Genomic DNA, 20,774 nt, shown 5'->3' on the forward strand with positions numbered 1-20,774 from the left:
GGCTCCTTCAGCGTGGCGCATAGGTACGGCAACCTCGTTGTGTCGGCGCGGCACGCAGCCGCGGGTCGGCACTGGACTGGTCTTACGGATAAGGGGGCGGCGGTTCGGCTTCGAGCCTCGCGCTGGGACAGGCGTCAGCTCGGATGCCCGCGCCCGCAGTGCCGCAGTTGGCACCGGACGATAGCAGGAAGCCGAATGCGCCTTTATCCCGGCCCTACCCCTCACGTCGACGACCCCGGCTTCTTGGGGTCGTCGATGTACATGATCTTGGCCTTCATGTAGGCACGCGCCTGCGCGGCGATCCAGACGAGGGTCGACGCGAGCAGGGTGAAGGCGAAAGCCTTGAAGTCGAAGAACGTGGTGCTCTTGAGCATCAGCAACAAGACGAAGAGAAGCAGGAGCTGGGTCGTGTAGAGCAGAAGACCCATCGCCTGGAACAGGTGCGGGTACGACTTCGCCGTCCGCTGGAGCACCACGAGCCCGATACCCATGAACGCGATGACGATCACGCAGCCGAGGACGGCGCCGATCGCACCCTTCCCACCGGCGACCACGCCGCTGATGACCGCGGCGATGGCGCCGGTGGCAGCAGTGGGAATGGCAGCTGACAGAAGGATGCGTGCGTCGTTGGACGGCATGGCGGTGTCTCCGCTGTTGCTTGGTGGGGGCGATGGTGTCGTCAGGGACGAGCGTAAGCCCGGTCCGAGGTGAGTCTCGGGGCCAATGGACCGTCGCACTACGGTCCTTCGGCTCTGTCGCCGGGTCTCGTGAACGGTATCACAAACTATTTGAGTAGTTCTTTACCCGTGAAGTGTGCTGACTGTCACACATGAGAGTTACCGCGCGCGTGTGTGCACGACGCGGGGTGGACTTGTCTGGTATTGGACGCCGATGCGGCGTTCGTCAACTCGACGTTCCGGCCTTCCGCCGGTCGGTGAAGCGCGAACGGTGGCCGATGGCGGTGGCGCCGTTGACCCCTGCCGGGACCGGGATGCGCTCCTCCAGAGCCTCCACGGACGCGGGGGCCGGAGTCGCGGATTCGGCCAGGGGTTCCACAGCCGCCCGCTTACGGCGCCGGTAGCGCGGCGGAACGAAGGACTCCGCCCACCGCGGCGCCCGCGGCGAGAAGCGCGGAAGCAGGAGCAGCACCAGACCGATCGCACTGAGCAGCACCACGACGAGCACGATCCACATGGACGCCGAGTGCACCGAGTACGCGAGCGTCCCGAAGGCGATCAGCGCCGACCAGAAGTACATGATCAGCACCGCACGGCTGTGCGAGTGCCCGATCTCCAGCAGCCGGTGGTGCAGATGCCCGCGGTCGGCCGCGAACGGCGACTGGCCGTTCCAGGTGCGGCGCACGATGGCCAGGATCAGGTCCGCCATCGGGATCGCGATGATCGTCAGCGGCAGCACGAGCGGGATGAAGACCGGGAGCGCGGCGTGGGTGGCCTGACGGGTCGAGCCCTCGAAGATCTTCAGCGCGTCCGGGTCGACCTGGCCGGTGATCGAGATCGCCGAGGCGGCCAGGATCAGACCGATCAGCATCGATCCGGAGTCGCCCATGAAGATCCGGGCCGGATGCATGTTGTGCGGCAGGAAGCCCAGACACATGCCCATGAGGATCGCGGCGAAGAGCGTGGCGGGGGCGGCGGCCTCGATCGTGTAGCCGTACCAGAGGCGGTAGCCGTACAGGAAGAAGGCCGCGGCGGCGATGCAGACCATGCCGGCGGCGAGGCCGTCGAGGCCGTCCACGAAGTTCACCGCGTTGATGGTGAGGACCACCAGGGCGACCGTGAGGAGCGTGCCCTGCCCGCGGGTGAGGGCGACCGTGCCGACACCGGGGATCGGCAGCCACAGGATCGTCAGACCCTGGATCACCATCACACCGGCCGAGATCATCTGCGCGCCCAGCTTGATCAGGGCGTCCAGCTCGAACTTGTCGTCGAGGACACCGATCAGCCAGATCAGCGCGGCTCCGGACAGCAGCGCCCGGGGCTCGTTGGAGAGCTCGAAGACGCTGTTGAGGTTCTGGAGGTGGTCGGCGACCAGCAGTCCGGCGCACAGCCCGAAGAACATGGCGATGCCACCGAGCCGCGGAGTCGGTTCTCGGTGTACGTCTCGGGCACGGATCTCCGGCATCGCCCCGGTCGCGATGGCGAACTTCCGCACCGGACCGGTCAGCAGATAGGTCACCGCGGCCGTGACACAGAGCGTCAGCAGGTAATCACGCACGGGCTGCCCCACAGGAATCGCTGGCCATCTCAGCCCCACACCCTAGCCGTGCTGTCCATGTGCTTGAGGACATTCGGCCCGCGAGGATGGTTGCGCTCCGCCCGCCATCACCGTCCATACGGGGGAAATCGCCCGGCCAGTTCGCGCACTTCGGCGCGTACCCGAGCCGTCTCCTCGGGCTCGTCCCGTAGCGCGATCGTGAACAACGCGGCGATCCGGGCCATCTCCCGGGAGCCCATCCCCTGGGTGGTGAGGGCGGCCGTGCCGAGCCGGATGCCGCGCCCGTCCCCGTAAGGAAGAGCACACGTGTCGAGGACCATGCCGGCGGCGGCGAGGCGCATCCGTGCCGTGCGGCCCTCGATGCCGAGCGGGGCGGGATCCGCGGTGATCAGGTGGGTGTCCGTGCCGCCGGTGGTGACGGCGAAACCCTCGGCGGCGAGCGCGTCGGCGAGGACGCGGGCATGCGCGACCACCTGATGGGCGTACGCGGCGAAGGCCGGCGTCGCCGCCTCTCCGAAGGCGACGGCCTTCGCGGCGATGGTGTGCATCTGGGCGCCGCCCTGGGTGAACGGGAAGACGGCCCGGTCGACGCGGCCGGCGAGCTCGGCGCCGCACAGGATCATCCCGCCGCGCGGACCGCGGAGCACCTTGTGCGTGGTGGCGCACACCACATCGGCGTACGGGACGGGGTTGGGGGCCGCTCCCCCGGCGACGAGGCCGATGGGGTGCGCGGCGTCGGCGATGAGATAGGCGCCGGTCTCGTCGGCGATCTCGCGGAAGAGCGCGTAGTCGAGATGCCGGGGGTAGGAGATGGAGCCGCAGACGATCGCCTTCGGGCGGTGGTGACGGGCGAGGGCGGCGACCTGCTCGTAGTCGACGAGTCCGGTCTCGGCGTCGACGCCGTAGGGCACGAAGTCGAACCAGCGGCCTGAGAAGTTTGCGGGCGAGCCGTGGGTGAGATGGCCGCCGTGTTCGAGGCCCATGGCGAGAACGGTGTCCCCGGGCCGCAGGAGGGCCGCGTAGGCGGCGAGGACGGCGGAGGAACCGGAGTGGGACTGCACGTTGGCGTGCTCGGCCCCGAAGAGCGCCTTGGCCCGGTCCACGGCGATCCGCTCGGCGGCGTCGACGAACTCGCAGCCGCCGTGGTGGCGGGCGCCGGGATAGCCCTCGGCGTACTTGTTGGCGAGCGGGGAGCCGAGCGCGGCGAGGACGGCGGGCGAGGTGAAGTTCTCGGCGGCGATCAGCTGAAGACTGTCGGACTGCCGGCGCACCTCCCCGAGCAGCACGTCGGCGATCTCCGGGTCCTGCCGGCGCAGGACGTCGAGATCCTCTTCGGGGGGAGCGGTGACCGGCATCGTTGGCTCCAGGCGTGGGCTGGGCTTCAGCTCCAATGTAGGCGCGTCGGCACGGGTTTGCCCGATGTTCACCAAGTCCCTGGGCCGGATGGCCCTGACGACCCTTCCCCGGAGCACAGCCCACCCGTCAACGACGCGCGGGCACACCCGTCAGCGCCGTCACGACCGGATCCAGCGCCGTGTTGATCTCCTCGCCGATCGAGCGGAAGAAGGTGATCGGCGCACCGTACGGGTCGTTCACCTCGTCCGCCTCCGCGTTCGGGGCCAGGAGCCACCCGCGTAGAGCCGCCGCCGCGCGGACCAGGGCGCGTGCGCGTTCGACCATGCCGTCGCCCAGGGGGTCCGGCAGCGTCGCGGGATCTATGGCGCGGACGAGCCGGGTGAACTCCTTCAGGGTGAAGGTCCGCAGCCCCGCCGAGTGACCCATCGAGATGACCTGCGCCCGGTGGTCGCGGGTCGCTGTCAGGACGAGGTCCGCGCGGATGACGTGCTCGTCGAGGAGCTCGCGGCCCACGAAGCCGCTGGCGTCCGCGCCGAAGTCGGCGAGGACCAGCTCCGCGTTGGCCTCCATCGGGGCGCCCTCGTGGCCCCAGGTGCCCGCGCTCTCCACGATCAGGCCGCCGCCCCGGGGGTCGCCCAGGCGGTCGCACAGGGCATGGCGGGTCAGCCGCTCGGTGATCGGCGAGCGGCAGACGTTGCCGGTGCTGACGTGGAGGATGCGGAAGGAAGTGCTCTCGTGCCCCGCTATGCCACGCCCCTCAGGGGCGGTCAATTGGCCACCTCGAGGTCGGGTACGACCTTCCGGAGCTCCTCCGGGGACAGGGCGCCCTCGCGCAGCAGGACGGGCACCTTGCCCGTGACGTCCACGATCGACGACGGGATGATCCCGGGCGTCGGGCCGCCGTCGAGGTACACCGAGACGGAGTCCCCCAGCATGCCCTGCGCCGCGTCGCAGTCCTCCGGCGACGGGTGTCCCGTGAGGTTCGCCGAGGAGACGGCCATGGGGCCGACCTCGGTGAGCAGCTCGATCGCGACCGGGTGCAGCGGCATCCGGATCGCCACCGTGCCCCGGGTGTCCCCCAGGTCCCACTGCAGCGACGGCTGGTGCTTGGCGACCAGCGTCAGCGCACCGGGCCAGAACGCGTCGACGAGCTCCCACGCCTGCTCGGAGAAGTCCGTGACGAGCCCGTGCAGCGTGTTCGGGGAGCCGATGAGGACGGGCGTGGGCATGTTGCGGCCCCGGCCCTTGGCGTCCAGCAGGTCCGCGACCGCCTCGGAGCTGAAGGCGTCCGCGCCGATCCCGTACACGGTGTCGGTGGGCAGCACGACCAGCTCGCCACGACGAACGGCGGACGCGGCCTCGCGCAGACCGGTCACACGGTCCGTCGCCTCGTTGCAGTCGTATCGCCGAGCCATCAGCGGGCCTCCTCATACACAAGCGTGGTCATGGCAGTGCGGTTCACGGCATCGCCTTGCGGGCGGTGGCGAAGCGCGGCCGGTTGTTCAGGTCGGGGTGGTCGGCGGCGTCCGCCCAGCCGGCCTCCTCGTTGAAGATCCACGGCACCTGGCCGCCCTGGGTGTCCGCGTGCTCGATCACGACGAGGCCCCCCGGGCGCAGCAGCCGGTGGGCGGTGCGCTCGATCCCCCGGATCGTGTCGAGGCCGTCCTCGCCGGAGAACAGTGCCATCTCCGGGTCGTGGTCGCGTGCCTCGGGCGCGACGTACTCCCACTCGGTCAGCGGGATGTACGGCGGGTTGGAGATGACCAGGTCGACCTGGCCGTCGAGCTCCGGCAGCGCGCTGAGCGCGTCGCCCTGGTGCACGGTGACCCGCGAACCCTCGGCGTTCTTACGGGTCCACACCAGCGCGTCGTCCGAGAGCTCCACGGCGTGCACGCGCGAGCGCGGCACCTCCTGCGCCATGGCGAGCGCGATCGCGCCCGAACCGCTGCACAGGTCGACGATCAGCGGCTCGACGACGTCCATGGCCCGTACGGCGTCTATGGCCCAGCCGACGACCGACTCGGTCTCCGGACGGGGCACGAAGACGCCCGGCCCCACCTGGAGCTCCAGGTAGCGGAAGAACGCCCGGCCGGTGATGTGCTGGAGCGGCTCGCGCGCCTCCCGGCGGGCCACCGCCTCCCAGTAGCGGGCGTCGAAGTCCGCGTCCTTGACGTTGTGCAGCTCCCCCCGCTTGACGCCGTGCACGAACGCGGCGAGCTCCTCCGCGTCGAAACGCGGAGAGGGAACGCCGGCGTCGGCCAGCCGCTGGGTGGCCTGGGCCACCTCGGCAAGCAGCAGGTTCACGCTGGTCCTCCGTGGTACGGGGTGGGGCTTACGGAACTTACGCGGCGGCCAGTTTCGCAGCAGAGTCGGCGTCGACGCAGGCCTGGATCATCGCGTCCAGGTCGCCGTCGAGTACCTGGTCCAAGTTGTACGCCTTGAAGCCGACGCGGTGGTCCGAGATCCGGTTTTCCGGGAAGTTGTACGTACGGATCTTCTCGGATCGGTCGACGGTGCGGACCTGGCTGCGGCGGGCGTCGGCGGCCTTGGACTCGGCCTCCTCCTGCGCGGCGGCGAGCAGCCGGGACCGGAGGATACGCATGGCCTGCTCCTTGTTCTGGAGCTGGCTCTTCTCGTTCTGGCAGGAGGCGACGATGCCGGTCGGCAGGTGCGTGATGCGGACCGCGGAGTCGGTCGTGTTGACGGACTGGCCGCCGGGACCGGAGGAGCGGTACACGTCGATGCGCAGGTCGTTGGCGTGGATCTCGACGTCGATCTCCTCGGCCTCGGGCGTCACGAGGACACCGGCGGCGGAGGTGTGGATCCGGCCGGCCGACTCGGTGGCGGGCACGCGCTGCACGCGGTGCACCCCGCCCTCGTACTTCAGCCGCGCCCAGACGCCCTGGCCGGGCTCGGTCGCGCCGTTGCCGCCCTTGGTCTTCACCGCGACCTGGACGTCCTTGTAGCCGCCGAGTTCGGACTCGGTGGAGTCGATGATCTCGGTCTTCCAGCCGACGCGCTCGGCGTAGCGCAGATACATCCGCAGCAGATCGCCGGCGAACAGGGCGGACTCGTCGCCGCCCGCGCCGGCCTTGATCTCCAGGATGACGTCCTTGTCGTCGCTGGGGTCGCGCGGGACGAGCAGCAGCCGCAGCTTGTCGGTCAGCTCCTCGCGCTGCTTCTCCAGCTCCTTGACCTCGGCCGCGAAGTCGGGGTCGTCGTGCATCAGCTCGCGGGCGGTCTCGATGTCGTCACCGTTCTGCTTCCACGAACGGTAGACGGCGACGATCGGGGTCAGCTCGGCGTAACGCTTGTTCAGCTTGCGCGCGTTGGCCTGGTCCGCGTGGACCGAAGGGTCAGCGAGCTTCTTCTCGAGATCGGCGTGCTCGCCGATCAGTTCCTCGACCGCCTCGAACATCGGGGGCTCCTGGTTTTCGTACGAACGGACTGCGGGGACGGCAAAGCGCCGGTCCGGTCCCCCCTGCGGGAGCGACCAAGGACCGGCGCAGTGACGTGCTACTTCTTGGCCGCAGCCTTGCCGAAGCGGGCCTCGAAGCGGGCGACGCGGCCGCCGGTGTCGAGGATCTTCTGCTTGCCCGTGTAGAACGGGTGGCACTCGGAGCAGACCTCGGCACGGATGGTGCCCTCGGTCAGGGTGCTACGGGTGGTGAACGACGCGCCACAGGTGCAGCTGACCTGGGTCTCGACGTACTCGGGGTGGATCTCGCGCTTCAAGGTGTCTCCTAGTTTCGGGAGGGCGCCGGGTCGCCGTGCGGATTGCACCTGCGTGAACCGGAGCCGACGTACCAGTCTGCCAGGACCGGCCGTATCTCCCAAAACCGGGTCCGTGGTGAAACTATTCCGGGGCGGTCGAGCGGTGCCCGCGGGGGCTACTTCACGACGCCGTCCGCCTGCCCGGTGGCCGTGTCCTTGGTGGCGGAGGCGGGGATGGGCTTGTCGGCCTTGAGCGCCTGCCAGACCTGCCGGGACTGGGCTTCCAGGGGGATGACGCGGTTCGGGTCGGCGGGGTCGTACCGGACCGGCATCGTGACCATGTGGACGTCCTCCGAGCCGATCGCCGAGAGCCCCTTGGCGAAGCTCATGAGCTCGTTGACGGAGTCCAGCTCGGAGTCGGGCGTGATGGCCTTGGTGGCCGTGTCCGCGATGTCCAGGAGCTTCTTGGGGTTGGTGAGGACGCCGACGTCCTTGACCTGCTCGATGAACGCCTTCATGAAGGCCTGCTGGAGCTGGATCCGGCCGAGGTCGCTGCCGTCGCCGACGGTCTTGCGGGTGCGGACCAGGCCGAGGGACTGCTCGCCGTCGAGGGTGTGGGTGCCCGGTGCGAGGTCGAGGTGGCTCTTGTCGTCCGTGATGCGCCGTGTCGTGGTGACCTCGACGCCGCCGAGCTTGTCGATCAGCTTGGTGAAGCCGGTGAAGTCGACCTCGATGTAGTGGTCCATGCGGATGCCGGACATCGCCTCGACGGTCTTCACGGCGCATGCCGGGCCGCCGACCTCGTACGCGGTGTTGAACATCGCCCGCTTCTCGCCGGCGACGGTGTTCCCCTGCCCGTCGGTGCAGGCGGGGCGCGCGACGAGGGTGTCGCGCGGGACGGAGACGACGCCGGCCTTCTTGTGGCCCTCGTAGACGTGGACGATCATCGCGGTGTCGGAGCGGGCCCCGCCCTCGTCCTTGCCGTACGCGCCGTTGTCGCCGGAGCGGGAGTCGGAGCCGAGGACGAGGATGTCCATCGAGCCGTTGTCGACGTTCTCGGGGCGTTCGGTGCCGAGCTGGGCGTTGATGTCGACGCCCTTGAGGTTGCCGTTCAGCTTGAAGTAGACGTAACCGAGTCCGGAGCCGCCGACCACGACGAGTGCGGCCGCGCCCCAGGCGGCGACGGTCACCGCGCGGCGGCCCTTGGTGGGCGGCTTGCGTCGGCGGCCGTTGCCGCTGCCCGGTATTCGGCCGCCCCTGCTCTGCTGACTCATCTGCTACCTCAGGTCCTAGTTTCACCTTCTGTGACGGCGAAGCGCCCAAAAGGGTTGCATAGGAACCTGTGAGGTTTCGCAGAGCGACGGGCCACAACGCACCGCGCCCACCGTGCGAGGCACGGTGGGCGCGATGGGTTTGTCCAGGTCACGGCGGGGTTACGGCCCTGAGGCCGGTTCCCCGCCGTGTGACGGAGGTCTCGCCTCAGTCGTTGTTGCCGGCTCCGGGAGTCGTCTTCTGGATCTGGAGCAGAAACTCGCCGTTCGACTTCGTCTGCTTCATCTTGTCGAGGAGCAGCTCGATCGCCTGCTGCTGGTCGAGCGCGTGCAGCACACGGCGCAGCTTCCAGGTGACGGCGAGCTCGTCGCTGCCGAGCAGGATCTCTTCCTTACGCGTACCCGAGGCGTCGACGTCGACGGCCGGGAAGATGCGCTTGTCGGCGAGCTTCCGGTCGAGCTTGAGCTCCATGTTGCCGGTGCCCTTGAACTCCTCGAAGATCACCTCGTCCATGCGCGAGCCGGTGTCGACCAGCGCGGTGGCCAGGATGGTCAGCGAGCCGCCGTCCTCGATGTTGCGCGCGGCACCGAAGAAGCGCTTCGGCGGGTAGAGCGCGGTCGAGTCGACACCACCGGACAGGATGCGGCCGGAGGCCGGCGCCGCGAGGTTGTACGCGCGGCCCAGGCGGGTGATCGAGTCGAGCAGGACGACCACGTCGTGACCCAGCTCCACGAGACGCTTGGCGCGCTCGATGGCCAGCTCGGCGACCGTGGTGTGGTCCTCGGCCGGGCGGTCGAAGGTCGAGGAGATGACCTCGCCCTTGACCGACCGCTGCATGTCGGTGACCTCTTCCGGACGCTCGTCGACCAGGACGACCATCAGGTGGCACTCGGGGTTGTTGTGCGTGATCGCGTTGGCGATCGCCTGCATGATCATGGTCTTGCCGGTCTTCGGCGGGGCCACGATCAGGCCACGCTGGCCCTTGCCGATCGGCGACACGAGGTCGATGATCCGCGTGGTCAGCACGCCCGGGTCGGTCTCCAGGCGGAGCCGGTCCTGCGGGTAGAGCGGGGTCAGCTTGTTGAACTCCGGGCGGCCACGGCCGGAATCGGCGGCCATGCCGTTCGAGGAGTCCAGGCGGACCAGCGCGTTGAACTTCTCGCGGCGCTCGCCCTCCTTCGGCTGACGCACGGCGCCGGTGACGTGGTCACCCTTGCGCAGGCCGTTCTTGCGGACCTGGGCGAGGGAGACGTACACGTCGTTCGGGCCGGGCAGGTAGCCGGAGGTCCGGATGAACGCGTAGTTGTCGAGGATGTCGAGGATGCCCGCGACGGGGATCAGGACATCGTCGTCCGAGACCTGCGGCTCGCCGGTCGCGAAGTCGTCACGGCCGCGACGGCCACGACGGTCGCGGTAGCGGCCGCGACGGCCACGACGGCCGCCCTCGTCGTCGAAGTCGTCCTGCGGGCCGGTGTTCGGCTGCTGGCCGCCCTGACGCTGCTGACGCTGGCCGCCCTGGCCACCGCCCTGCTGGTCGTCGCCCTTGCCGCGGTCACGGCGGTCGCGCTGGCGGTCGCCGCGGTCACGGCGCTCCCCGCGCTCGCCGCGGTCACGGCGGCCGCGACCCTCGGCGGTGTCGACGGCTGTGTCGGCCTTGGCGTCGGCGGACGTGTCCGTACGGGCCTCGACCTTGGCCTCGGTCTTCACGGCCTGGGCGGTCTCGGCCTTGGCCTCGCCCTCCGGGCTTCCGGCGGGCGCGGTGGCCCGGCGACGGCGGCGCTCGCCGGCCGGCTGGTCGTCGGTGGGGGCACCTCCCTGGTCGAGCGAAGCCGAGACCTTGGGGGAGGGCTGACCGGGGATGTCGATCTGCTGCTGGGCGACGGCCTTCTCGGCCTTCTCCGCCTGCGGGGCGGCGGTCTCGGCCGCGGCCTCGGCCGTGCGGGCCTTGGAGGTGGCACGGCGCTTCGGCTTGGTCTCAGCCGTGTCGGCGGCCTTGGCGGGGGCGGACGAGCCGCCTCCGGCCTGCGCCTCCTTGATGACCTCGATCAGCTGGCTCTTGCGCATCCGCGCGGTGCCCCTGATGCCGAGGCCGGACGCGACCTGCTGCAGCTCGGCCAGGACCATGCCCTCGAGGCCGGTGCCGGAGCGGCGGCGCCGTGCGGTGGTGCCAGTGGCAGCACCTTCGGCGGGCGCGGCGTTGTCGACACTGTTGTCGGCAGTCACGCCCATCAGATCGGTGGTGTCGCTCACGAAGGGTCCTTCCCTGGAGCGGACGTCGGCCATCTGGCTCGGCGACCGGTTGTGCTGTCCGGCAGCGGTCCTGGCTTGTGGACCGTGTCGGGGCGGTGGTCCCGCCGGGTACGGCGGAAGAGAAAAAACGTGCTGTGGGTCCGGCCCGAGGCCCCCTGCTCGGCCCTCACCTGGGAAGAGCGAGGGGTGTCGCGCCGGTTCCGGAGCGTGCTCGAAACTGCTCAGGCAGGCTGCTCAGGCAGTTGGGGAGGCTCCCGGAAGAATCGGTGGTCCCGGATGGGGACACTCAGCACCGCGCCACAAAGGCGCCGGGTGCTGACTTGAGGTTAACACTACCGGCTCCAACAAACATTCCCCCTCTCCATCACCGGCAATCACGTGTCCCTACGGAGCGAGCGGCAGAACACTCGCTCCGGACACGTCGAGGTCGAGCCGGTTCGCGGCCCATCCCTCTCCCGCCAGCCGGGCGACCTTGTCGGCCGTCCCGTGTTCGGCCAGCGCGAGCACCGTGGGGCCCGCGCCGGAGATGACCGCGGGGACTCCGTCCGCCCGCAGCCGGTTCACAAGGGCGATGCTCTCGGGCATCGCGGGAGCCCGGTACTCCTGGTGCAGCCGGTCCTCGGTGGCCGCGAGCAGCAGCTCGGGGCGGCGGGTCAGCGCCTCCACGAGGAGCGCGGCGCGCCCGGCGTTGGCCGCGGCGTCGACGTGCGGGACGGTGCGCGGCAGCAGACCGCGGGCGGTCTCGGTCAGTACGGGCTTTCCGGGGACGAAAACCACCGGAACGATGGAATCCGAGGGATCCATCCTGATCGCCCGCGCGGCACCGGATTCGGTCCAGGCGAGCGTGAAGCCGCCGAGCAGGCAGGCGGCGACGTTGTCGGGGTGCCCCTCGATCTCCGTGGCGAGCTCGAGGAGGGCCGCCTCGTCGAGGCGGGTGTCGCCGCCTATGGTCACGGCGCGGGCGGCGACGATGCCGGCGCAGATGGCGGCGGAGGAGGAGCCGAGGCCGCGGCCGTGCGGGATGCGGTTGGCGCAGACGACCTCGAGGCCGCGCGGCTGCCCGCCGAGCAGGTCGAAGGCCGTGCGCAGGGAGCGTACGAGCAGGTGGCTCTCGTCGCGCGGGAGCGTGTCGGCGCCCTCTCCGGCGATGTCGATGTGCAGCCCGGAGTCGGCGACCCGGACGACGACGTCGTCGTAGAGACCCAGCGACAGGCCGAAGGCATCGAAGCCCGGGCCGAGGTTGGCGCTGGTGGCGGGAACGCGCACCCGTACGGCGGCGGCGCGGAACGCGGGACCGGCCATCGCTCGATGACTCTCCTTGACTTGCGACTACGGGATTTCAAGAGAAGTACACGGAAACCCGGGGGCCGCTTCTGCCTCGGGGGCGACAACGGCAACGACACCGCGCATATGCAACGGGGCGGGTTCGGTACAGCCTATCGAAGGAAGGTTCTGTGGCGACATAGGGCGCACAGGAGGCGCACGATGCGTGTCGCGAGCCATCCTGTGCGCCTATGTACGTTCCTGATCGGGTTTCACCCGGTGGCCCCTCCGTGCGGAGGGGCCGAATCAGGCCAGGCAGAGGTGGATCAGGCCAGATCAGAAGGCTGATCGGGCCGGGCGCGGCGGATCAGCCGCCCGTCCGGGGCCGATCGGACCGGCTGGGGCCGATCAGATCAGGCCGAGGCGCTCCGCGGCGGTCGCCGCGTCGACCGGGACGGTGACCGGCTGGGGAGCGCCGGCGACGGCCCAGTCGGGGTCCTTCAGGCCGTTGCCGGTGACCGTGCAGACGATCCGCTGGCCCGGGTCGACCTTGCCCTGCTCGGCGGCCTTCAGCAGACCGGCCACGGACGCGGCGGAGGCGGGCTCGACGAAGACGCCCTCCTGCGAGGCCAACAGCCGGTAGGCACGCAGGATCTCACGGTCCGTCACCTCGTCGATGAAGCCGCCGGACTCGTCCCGCGCGGCGATCGCGAAGTCCCAGGAGGCCGGGTTGCCGATCCGGATCGCGGTGGCGATGGTCGACGGGTCCTTGACGACCTCGCCGCGCACGAGCGGCGCGGAGCCGGAGGCCTGGAAGCCCCACATGCGCGGGGTGTGCGTCGCCAGACCGTCGGCGGCGTACTCCCGGTACCCCTTCCAGTACGCCGTGATGTTGCCGGCGTTGCCCACGGGCAGGACGTGAATGTCGGGAGCGTCGCCCAGCATGTCCACGATCTCGAAGGCGGCGGTCTTCTGGCCCTCGATACGGACCGGGTTCACCGAATTGACCAGTGCCACCGGGTAGTTCTCGGAGAGCGCGCGGGCCAGGGTGAGGCAGTCGTCGAAGTTGCCGTCGACCTGGAGGATCTTCGCGCCGTGCACGAGGGCCTGGCCCATCTTGCCGAGCGCGATCTTGCCCTGCGGCACGAGGACGGCGGACACCATCCCGGCGCGCACCGCGTAAGCCGCGGCGGACGCCGAGGTGTTGCCGGTGGAGGCGCAGATGACGGCCTGCGCGCCCTCCTCCTTGGCCTTGGAGATGGCCATGGTCATGCCGCGGTCCTTGAAGGAACCGGTGGGGTTGGCGCCCTCGACCTTGAGGTGCACCTCGCAGCCCGTGCGCTCGGAGAGGACCTGAGCGGGGACGAGCGGCGTGCCGCCCTCACGGAGCGTGACGACGGGCGTCGCGTCCGTGACCGGAAGGCGGTCCCGGTACTCCTCGATGATGCCGCGCCACTGGTGGGTGCCCTTGCTGGTCATGGGTCCTTACTCCCCTTCAACACGCATGATGCTGGCGACACCGCGCACGGTGTCGAGCTTGCGCAGCGCCTCGACGGTCCCGGAGAGGGCGGCGTCGGGCGCGCGGTGGGTGACGACGACGAGGGAGGCCTCGCCGTCCTTGCCCTGCTGGCGCACCGTATCGATGGATACGCCGTGCTCGGCGAAGACCGTCGCGACCTGGGCGAGTACGCCAGGCTTGTCGGCCACGTCGAGGCTGATGTGGTACCGCGTCACGACCTCGCCCATGGGGCTCACGGGCAGCTGGGTGTACGCGGACTCGCCGGGGCCGGTGGCCTCGTTGAGCTTGTTGCGGCACACGGCGACCAGGTCGCCGAGGACGGCCGAGGCGGTCGGAGAACCGCCGGCGCCGGGGCCGTAGAACATGAGCCGCCCGGCGGCCTCGGCCTCGACGAAGACCGCGTTGTAGGCCTCGCGGACGGAGGCGAGCGGGTGGCTCAGCGGGATCATCGCGGGGTGCACGCGCGCGGTGACGGAGCCGCCGTCGGCGGAGCGCTCGCAGATGGCGAGCAGCTTGATGGTGCAGCCCATGCGCTTGGCGGAGGCGAAGTCGGCGGCGGTGACCTCGGTCATGCCCTCGCGGTAGACGTCGTCGAGGCGTACGCGGGTGTGGAAGGCGATCCCGGCGAGGATGGCGGCCTTGGCGGCGGCGTCGAAGCCCTCGACGTCGGCGGTCGGGTCGGCCTCGGCGTACCCGAGGGCGGTGGCCTCGTCGAGCGCTTCGGAGTACCCGGCGCCGGACGTGTCCATCTTGTCGAGGATGAAGTTGGTCGTCCCGTTGACGATGCCCATCACGCGGTTGATCTTGTCGCCGGCGAGGGACTCGCGCAGCGGCCGGATGAGCGGGATGGCGCCCGCGACGGCGGCCTCGTAGTAGAGGTCCTGGCCGTGCTGGTCGGCGGAGGCGTAGAGGCTCGCGCCGTCCTGGGCGAGGAGCGCCTTGTTGGCCGAGACGACGGAGGCGCCGTGCTCGAAGGCGGTGGTGATGAGGGAGCGGGCGGGCTCGACCCCGCCGATGACCTCGACGACCACGTCGATGTCGCCCCGTTTGACCAGAGCGGTGGCGTCGGTGGTGATCAGCTCCGCGGGGATGCCCTCACGGACCTTGTCGGGGCGGCGGACCGCCACGCCGGCGAGCTCGACCGGGGCGCCGATGCGCGCGGCGAGGTCGTCGGCGTGCGTCGTCATGATGCGCGCCACCTCTGAGCCGACCACACCACAGCCCAGCAGCGCCACCTTCAGCGGACGCGTACGCATCATCCGACCTCGTTTCTCGTACTACTTCGTATCTCTACGGTTGGACCAGTCTCACTCACCGGACGAGGGTTTCTGTCCCTCGTCCGGATCCTGAGACGCTTATTTCATCACCCGACATCGAGACGCAGGAGATCTTCCTCCGTCTCACGCCGGACGATCACCTTCGCCTCGCCGTCGCGCACGGCGACGACGGGCGGGCGGAGTGCGTGGTTGTAGTTGCTGGCCATGGAGCGGCAGTACGCGCCGGTGGCCGGTACGGCGATGAGGTCGCCGGGGGCGATGTCGGCGGGCAGGAATGCGTCCCGTACGACGATGTCGCCACTCTCGCAGTGCTTGCCGACGACGCGGGCGAGCATGGGCTCGGCGTCGCTCGTCCGCGACACGAGGGCGACGCTGTACTCGGCGTCGTACAGCGCGGTGCGGATGTTGTCCGACATGCCGCCGTCGACGCTGACGTACGTCCGCAGCCCTTCGAGGGGCTTGACCGTGCCGACCTCGTAGAGGGTGAAGGCGGTGGGCCCCACGATGGCGCGCCCGGGCTCGACGGAGATCCGAGGCGTACGGAGCCCCGCGGCCTCGCACTCACGGGTGACGATCTCGGTGAGGGCCTTGGCGATGTGGTGCGGCTCGCGGGGGTCGTCCTCGGAGGTGTAGGCGATGCCGAGGCCGCCGCCGAGGTCGATCTCGGGGAGCTCGACGCCGTGCTCGTCGCGTACCTCGGCGAGCAGCTGGACGACGCGGCGGGCGGACACCTCGAAGCCGGCCATGTCGAAGATCTGGGACCCGATGTGGGAGTGGATGCCGATGAGCTCGAGCCCGTCGAGCTTGAGGATCCTGCGGACGGCCTCGGCGGCCTGTCCCCCGGCGAGGGCGATGCCGAACTTCTGGTCCTCGTGGGCCGTGGCGATGAACTCGTGCGTGTGAGCCTCGACCCCGACCGTCACCCGGATCTGCACGCGCTGGCGCTTGCCGAGCGACTGGGCGATGTGGGCGACGCGGACGATCTCCTGGAAGGAGTCGAGCACGATGCGCCCGACGCCGACCTCGACGGCGCGCTGGATCTCTTCGTGGGACTTGTTGTTCCCGTGGAAGGCGATGCGCTCGGCGGGCATCCCGGCGGACAGGGCCGTGGACAGCTCGCCGCCGGAGCACACGTCCAGATTCAGCCCCTCCTCCTTGAGCCAGCGCACGACGGCGCGGGAGAGGAAGGCCTTGCCGGCGTAGAAGACGTCGGCGTCGGCGCCGAAGGCGTCGGCCCAGGCGCGGCAGCGGGCGCGGAAGTCGGCCTCGTCGAGGAAGTACGCGGGGGTACCGAACTGCTCACGGAGCTCGTCGACTCCGATACCGCCGACGGTGACGACACCGAGGTCGTTCCGCTCGACGGTCCTGGCCCAGACCTTGGGGTCGAGGTGGTTCAGGTCGGAGGGCGGGGCGGTGTAGTGCCCTTCGGGGAGGACGTCGGCGTGACGGGGCCCGGCGGGGTGGGCGGAACGGCTCATGTCTGCAATCTTTCAAATCTGGTCGGGTGCGCTGATGCCGAGCAGGGAGAGGCCACCGGCGAGCACCACCCCGGCGGCTTCGGCGAGCGCGAGCCGGGAGCGGTGGGCGGCCGAGGGTTTCTCGTCGCCGAGGGGCAGGACGGTGTGCTGGAAGTCGAGCAGCGCATCGGCAACGACTTCGAGATGCCGGGCGACCCGATCGGGGGCGCGATGGCGGGCGGCGGAGGCGAGGACGGCGGGGTGATCGGCGAGGACGCGAACGAGGGCGGCCTGGGCGCAGGTGCCTTCGGAGGCGGGGTGGGGGGCCTGGGCGTAGGCGCCTTCGGGGGCGGGGTGGGGGGTGCCGGGGACGTCGAGGGCCGCGGCGGCTTCGACGGCGGGGGTGAGGGCGACCTGGGCGCCGGCGGCGTCTTCGACGGCGGCACGCGTGAGGACCGAGGCGTCGGCGGCGGCACGCGTGAGGACCGGGGCGTCGGCGTCTTCGACGTTGACGTCGAGGTTGAGGCTCTGGAGCTGGGCGGCGTTACGGAGGAGGGCGCGGGTACGGGAGTGGGCGTACCGGACACGGAAGAGGGGATTGTCCTCGTGCTGTCGGAGGAGCTCGTCGCCGAGACGGGCCCGGTCGTGCGAGGCGGCGGAGAGGAGCCCCCAACGCGCGGCGTCGACGCCGAGACGGCGGAGGAGGGCGCGGGGGGTGTCGGGAACAGGAAGGGGCGCGATGTCGACGGGCAGCTTGCCCCTCGCTCCCTGGGCCTCGATCCGCACGCCGAAGAGTGCCCAGTCGGGGTCGGCGGCGTCCTCGCAGCCGGTGCGGACGGCGACGCCCTGGGAGACGAGGATGCGCCGCAGCGAGTCGGCGGTGACGGCGGCGCGGAGGTCGGCGCGGTAGCAGGGCTGGGAGATCTGGCCGGTGGGCTGGAGCCACCCGTACTGGGGACCGCGGCGGAGGATCTCGCGTACGAGGTCCTGCTGTGCCTCCTGGCGGAGGGTGAAGTTGAGGAAGCCGGGCCCGGTGATGTCTACGGCGGCGAGCCCGGGGCTGTGGTGGAGCCGGTCCTTGAGGATGGCGGCCACGTCGAGGGGGGTGCGCCGGGCGGCCCGCGCGAGGGTCAGGGCCACGTTGCTCGCGTAGTCCCCGCGCCCGCCGGGCCGGGGCCGCTCGACCTTGATGTGTCGGGGCATGTCTCCGCTGTCGACCTGCAGCGCACCGTCGTCGACCGCACGGCGCACGGCGTGCAGCACGGTGAGGGAGAGGTCCGCGGGAGTCACGGGACAAGCGTATGGGAGAAGGGGGGTCGGAACGCGAACCGGTTTCGCAATGCGGGCAGCAGGGGGCGGGCGCACTCAGTCGCGGCCGGGCGCGCTGTGGAGCACGACGGCTAGTGGGACCCGCTGGGACTGCCGGCGCGCCCGGCCCCGTGTCTGCCGTCGACGGCAGAAGGCCCCTCCTGTCCGTCGCGCCGCTCGCCGCGCTCCCGGTGCATGAGCTGCCGCACGACGCGGACGAGCTCGGCGGGCTCGAAGGGCTTGGCAAGGAACGCGTCGACGCCGGCCGCGACACCGCTGTCCATCTCGTGCTGCGTACAGGCACTGACGATGGCGACGGGCACATGACTGGTCCGTGGATCGGACCGCAGCTTCTCGGCGGTACGCAACCCGTCCAACCGGGGCATGACGACGTCGAGGGTGACGACATCAGGACATACCTGATGCACGACATCCAGACACTCGGCACCATCGGCCGCGGTCACGACCTCGAACCCCTCGAGTTCAAGATTGACCCTGATCAACTGCCGGATCACCCGGTTGTCATCGACAACGAGCACCCGACCGGACACGCCTGACACACGACGAGAGTAGGTCGCGGGGAGGGGCTGCGTCCGGGTTTTGCCCACTTCCGACCCGTGAGGGGGAACGAGGGGTCGGTGACGCGACGGAAATACCTGTTCACAGGCACTCCTCGGATGCTGGTAGGGTTCTACCCGTCGCCGCCGAACACGGCGGACGCCCCCGTAGCTCAGGGGATAGAGCAACGGCCTCCGGAGCCGTGTGCGCAGGTTCGAATCCTGCCGGGGGCACTTCGCAGGAAGTGCCTAAAGACCCCGCCACCAGCTAAGACGCTGAGGACGGGGTCTTCTTGCGTGTGCAGGCGTGTTCTTGGGGCCGCGGCCCCCAGTGGGTGCCTCCGGTCACGGAGCCTTCAGTAGCTCCGCCATGGAGATCTGGGTCGTGCCGCTGGGTGCGTAGGCCAGCCCGTAGCGCTCTGCCATCCGGTGGGTATCCGCCGCTGATGGCCTGTTTCCGAGAGCCTCCTTGGGCCCCACCACGGCCACCAGATCCGGGCCGAAGGGGCCCTCCGACTTCACCTCGTGCAGGGCCCACCAGACGGTGACGTAGTGGGGAGCCCGGGTGTTCTCGAGAACGGCCGTGCTGTGCGCGATGCGTGACTCGTATCGGAAGGTGTTGACGGGGTCATCGTTGTCACCATGGTCATCATTGGTTACCCAACGTGGCTCCAACTTCTTGTTGACGTATTCCTTGTTCCACGAACTGGAGCCGGATCTGGCGTAGTCGTCGGTGAGCTTCGCTCGGTCCTTCCTCAGAAAGGCTACGTTCGCGGTGGCGGCCAGCACTTCGTACGTGTTTCTCCTGGGAAACTGGATGACCTTCCGCGTCACGATTTCCGCTCCTGGTTCGAGCACCATGGCGGGACCGGCTCGTCCGGCGAACTGTCCTTGGGCCAGCAGTTCGTATCCGCCGGCGTGAACATTCGTGTAGCGCATGAGGTCTCGCTGACCGCTGTTGATGTCCTGGAGCCAGTCCTTGTCCGGGCGGGGGTAGCGCACGAACGACGTCGGTCGTGCGCTCAGCTGGTACAGGGAACCGAGAACGTACACACCCACCTTCCCCGAATTGCGCGTGCGCAGGCGCAGCGGAACGCTGACTGCGCCGTTCGCGGCGGCGGTTGCGGCACCGAACTCCACCGAAGTCGTGAGCATGGCCGTCGCCGTGTAGGGCTGGTAGACCTGGGTGTGCGTGAAGTTGGCGACCGCGAGGAGTCCTGTGAGCGCCACACCCGCCGCAAAGCCTCGGGCGTGGGGGACGCGGCTCCAGACGCCTTTCTTGTAGAGCCACAAGAGAGCCCAGCAGGCCCATGGCAGCAGGATCAGAAAGAGTGAGTAGTAGGTGAAACTGCCGTCCAGATGAAGGATGAGCAGAACGACGTTCGTCAACAGCGAGATCAGGACGCCGAGGATCACGAGCGCGCCCGAGTACTTCGCAGGGCTGAAGAGGGCGCCGAAGGCGACCACCTCCAGAATGGCTGCCGCCAGGAAGACGACGCCGCTGATTCTTCCGGCGTACGTCAGCCCGTCGGTCACATCCGCACCACCGAAAATGGTCAGCTCAACCGCCGTCGCTACCAGGCCACACGCGATCAGAATCCAGAGGACGACGCCTCTCCGTCCCGGAGTCCGCTGCTCATTCATGCCCGCACAATGCCCAGCATTGTCGGACGAACCAAGCCGCCCCTCCAAACCGTCCGGGTGATTCGCAGGCGACAACCGTGCGCCCCGCGGGGCACTCGGCTTTGATCGAACGGTGCCGTGCTGATGGTCGTGCGTGAATCGGGTCGTTGGCGCGCACGCCGCCGCCCGGCGGCGGTCAGCGCGGGCGGAGGACCATGAGGGAGTCTTCCGGGGTCGCCACCATGGCGAAGGGGAAGCGGTCGAGTTCGAGGCAGAGTGCGACGTCATCGGGATGGGATCCTCGACGCACACCCTCCGCCAGCTCGGTGGCGGCGCGCGACTTGCCGGCGCGGCGGAGGAACTCGGCTGCGTCCGTTCCCGCCTCGGTGGTTCTCCGGGCGATGTACTGAGCGCACGCCAGATCCTCCTCGGCGTGCCCATCCTCGCCAGTGACCACGAACGTGACACTGGCGCAGTCCCGTGTCCGCAGGAGTCGAGCCGTCGCCTCCGCCACCACGAAGCCGGCGCACAGCACCAGCGACGCCTCCTTGACCGCCAGGGCGCCGACCGTCCCTGCCGTGGTCTTCTGCACAACGGTCCGTCCGGCGAGGTCGATGGACCGCAGCAGGGCCGGTGAGTTGACGGCGTCGAACCCGGGCGCGGGCGGGCCGTCCTTGAGCGCCACCCAATCCGGGTGACGAGCCTTGAGCGCCAGGGCTTCGTCCAGCGACTCGGCAAGAACGATCTTTTCCGCCCCCTGGGCAAAGGCCCAGGCCGCCACCGTGAAAGCACGCATGACGTCGACCACGACCGCCACGGACGGGGTTTCGACCAGGTCGGCAATGCCGAGGAAGCGAGCGTCCAAACGAGCGTCCATCCGGTCATGGTCGCGCATGCCCTACCCGAAGCACCAGCACGCCCCCCCCCTGCGCCGTGCCGTAGC

At 69.8% G+C, this 20,774-nt stretch carries 18 protein-coding genes and 1 tRNA gene; 1 reads left to right on the top strand and 18 read right to left on the bottom strand.

From position 1 onward, the window contains the following. Positions 1–221: 221 nt before the first annotated feature. The 16 genes from ACFVZW_RS16825 to ACFVZW_RS16900 form a co-directional block, all read right to left on the bottom strand. Positions 222–638 carry a hypothetical protein gene (locus ACFVZW_RS16825; RefSeq protein ID WP_384521869.1) on the bottom strand — a complete coding sequence of 139 codons (417 nt, stop codon included), beginning with the start codon at positions 636–638 and terminating at the stop codon, positions 222–224. A 265-nt stretch (positions 639–903) separates the two neighbouring features. Next, positions 904–2,235, bottom strand: a complete 1,332-nt coding sequence (locus tag ACFVZW_RS16830) for an MraY family glycosyltransferase (protein WP_384521872.1) — start codon at positions 2,233–2,235, stop codon at positions 904–906. A 107-nt stretch (positions 2,236–2,342) separates the two neighbouring features. Further along, complete coding sequence (glyA, locus tag ACFVZW_RS16835; protein ID WP_384521875.1) at positions 2,343–3,590, bottom strand: serine hydroxymethyltransferase; 1,248 nt, start codon at positions 3,588–3,590, stop codon at positions 2,343–2,345. 127 nt (positions 3,591–3,717) lie between these two features. Next, a complete protein-coding gene (locus ACFVZW_RS16840; RefSeq protein WP_384521878.1) occupies positions 3,718–4,362 on the bottom strand; it encodes a protein-tyrosine-phosphatase in 645 nt (214 codons plus the stop codon). Continuing rightward, complete coding sequence (locus ACFVZW_RS16845; RefSeq protein WP_384521880.1) at positions 4,359–5,006, bottom strand: L-threonylcarbamoyladenylate synthase; 648 nt, start codon at positions 5,004–5,006, stop codon at positions 4,359–4,361. The genes ACFVZW_RS16840 and ACFVZW_RS16845 overlap by 4 nt, the downstream gene beginning before the upstream one ends. A 43-nt stretch (positions 5,007–5,049) precedes the next feature. Next, positions 5,050–5,895: a peptide chain release factor N(5)-glutamine methyltransferase gene (gene prmC / locus ACFVZW_RS16850; RefSeq protein WP_383553246.1), complete on the bottom strand. Its 846-nt coding sequence runs from the start codon at positions 5,893–5,895 to the stop codon at positions 5,050–5,052. Positions 5,896–5,932: 37 nt separating this feature from the next. Continuing rightward, entirely contained in the window at positions 5,933–7,009 is a 1,077-nt protein-coding gene (prfA, locus tag ACFVZW_RS16855; RefSeq protein WP_361434704.1) for a peptide chain release factor 1, read from the bottom strand. Positions 7,010–7,107: 98 nt separating this feature from the next. After that, positions 7,108–7,326, bottom strand: a complete 219-nt coding sequence (gene rpmE / locus ACFVZW_RS16860; RefSeq protein WP_046909139.1) for a 50S ribosomal protein L31 — start codon at positions 7,324–7,326, stop codon at positions 7,108–7,110. A 155-nt stretch (positions 7,327–7,481) separates the two neighbouring features. Then, positions 7,482–8,579, bottom strand: a complete 1,098-nt coding sequence (locus ACFVZW_RS16865; RefSeq protein ID WP_384521885.1) for an LCP family protein — start codon at positions 8,577–8,579, stop codon at positions 7,482–7,484. Between the two features lie 205 nt (positions 8,580–8,784). After that, a complete protein-coding gene (rho, locus tag ACFVZW_RS16870; RefSeq protein WP_384521887.1) occupies positions 8,785–10,827 on the bottom strand; it encodes a transcription termination factor Rho in 2,043 nt (680 codons plus the stop codon). Positions 10,828–11,211: 384 nt separating this feature from the next. Further along, positions 11,212–12,129 carry a homoserine kinase gene (gene thrB / locus ACFVZW_RS16875; protein WP_383553260.1) on the bottom strand — a complete coding sequence of 306 codons (918 nt, stop codon included), beginning with the start codon at positions 12,127–12,129 and terminating at the stop codon, positions 11,212–11,214. Between the two features lie 369 nt (positions 12,130–12,498). Beyond that, on the bottom strand, positions 12,499–13,569 hold the full coding sequence (gene thrC, locus ACFVZW_RS16880) for a threonine synthase (RefSeq protein ID WP_384521890.1): 1,071 nt from the start codon (positions 13,567–13,569) through the stop codon (positions 12,499–12,501). A 6-nt stretch (positions 13,570–13,575) separates the two neighbouring features. Continuing rightward, complete coding sequence (locus ACFVZW_RS16885) at positions 13,576–14,868, bottom strand: homoserine dehydrogenase (RefSeq protein WP_362358279.1); 1,293 nt, start codon at positions 14,866–14,868, stop codon at positions 13,576–13,578. Positions 14,869–14,972: 104 nt separating this feature from the next. Beyond that, positions 14,973–16,364 (bottom strand): diaminopimelate decarboxylase, encoded by a 1,392-nt coding sequence (gene lysA, locus ACFVZW_RS16890; RefSeq protein WP_384521893.1) that lies wholly within the window; start codon positions 16,362–16,364, stop codon positions 14,973–14,975. 12 nt (positions 16,365–16,376) lie between these two features. Next, positions 16,377–17,633 carry an ArgS-related anticodon-binding protein NrtL gene (gene nrtL, locus ACFVZW_RS16895; protein WP_384521896.1) on the bottom strand — a complete coding sequence of 419 codons (1,257 nt, stop codon included), beginning with the start codon at positions 17,631–17,633 and terminating at the stop codon, positions 16,377–16,379. 110 nt (positions 17,634–17,743) lie between these two features. Next, on the bottom strand, positions 17,744–18,259 hold the full coding sequence (locus ACFVZW_RS16900; RefSeq protein ID WP_384521899.1) for a response regulator: 516 nt from the start codon (positions 18,257–18,259) through the stop codon (positions 17,744–17,746). A gap of 111 nt (positions 18,260–18,370) precedes the next feature. Here ACFVZW_RS16900 and ACFVZW_RS16905 point away from each other — a divergent pair. Continuing rightward, positions 18,371–18,442, top strand: a tRNA-Arg gene (locus tag ACFVZW_RS16905). Positions 18,443–18,553: 111 nt separating this feature from the next. On the opposite strand, the gene ACFVZW_RS16910 is transcribed toward ACFVZW_RS16905, so the two are convergent. Both ACFVZW_RS16910 and ACFVZW_RS16915 read right to left on the bottom strand, forming a co-directional pair. Then, positions 18,554–19,852: a hypothetical protein gene (locus ACFVZW_RS16910; RefSeq protein WP_384521901.1), complete on the bottom strand. Its 1,299-nt coding sequence runs from the start codon at positions 19,850–19,852 to the stop codon at positions 18,554–18,556. 175 nt (positions 19,853–20,027) lie between these two features. Next, entirely contained in the window at positions 20,028–20,696 is a 669-nt protein-coding gene (locus ACFVZW_RS16915) for a 2-phosphosulfolactate phosphatase (protein WP_384521952.1), read from the bottom strand. Positions 20,697–20,774: the final 78 nt, after the last annotated feature.

The sequence above is a fragment of the Streptomyces sp. NPDC059567 genome (genome assembly GCF_042735655.1).
Taxonomy (GTDB): domain Bacteria; phylum Actinomycetota; class Actinomycetes; order Streptomycetales; family Streptomycetaceae; genus Streptomyces.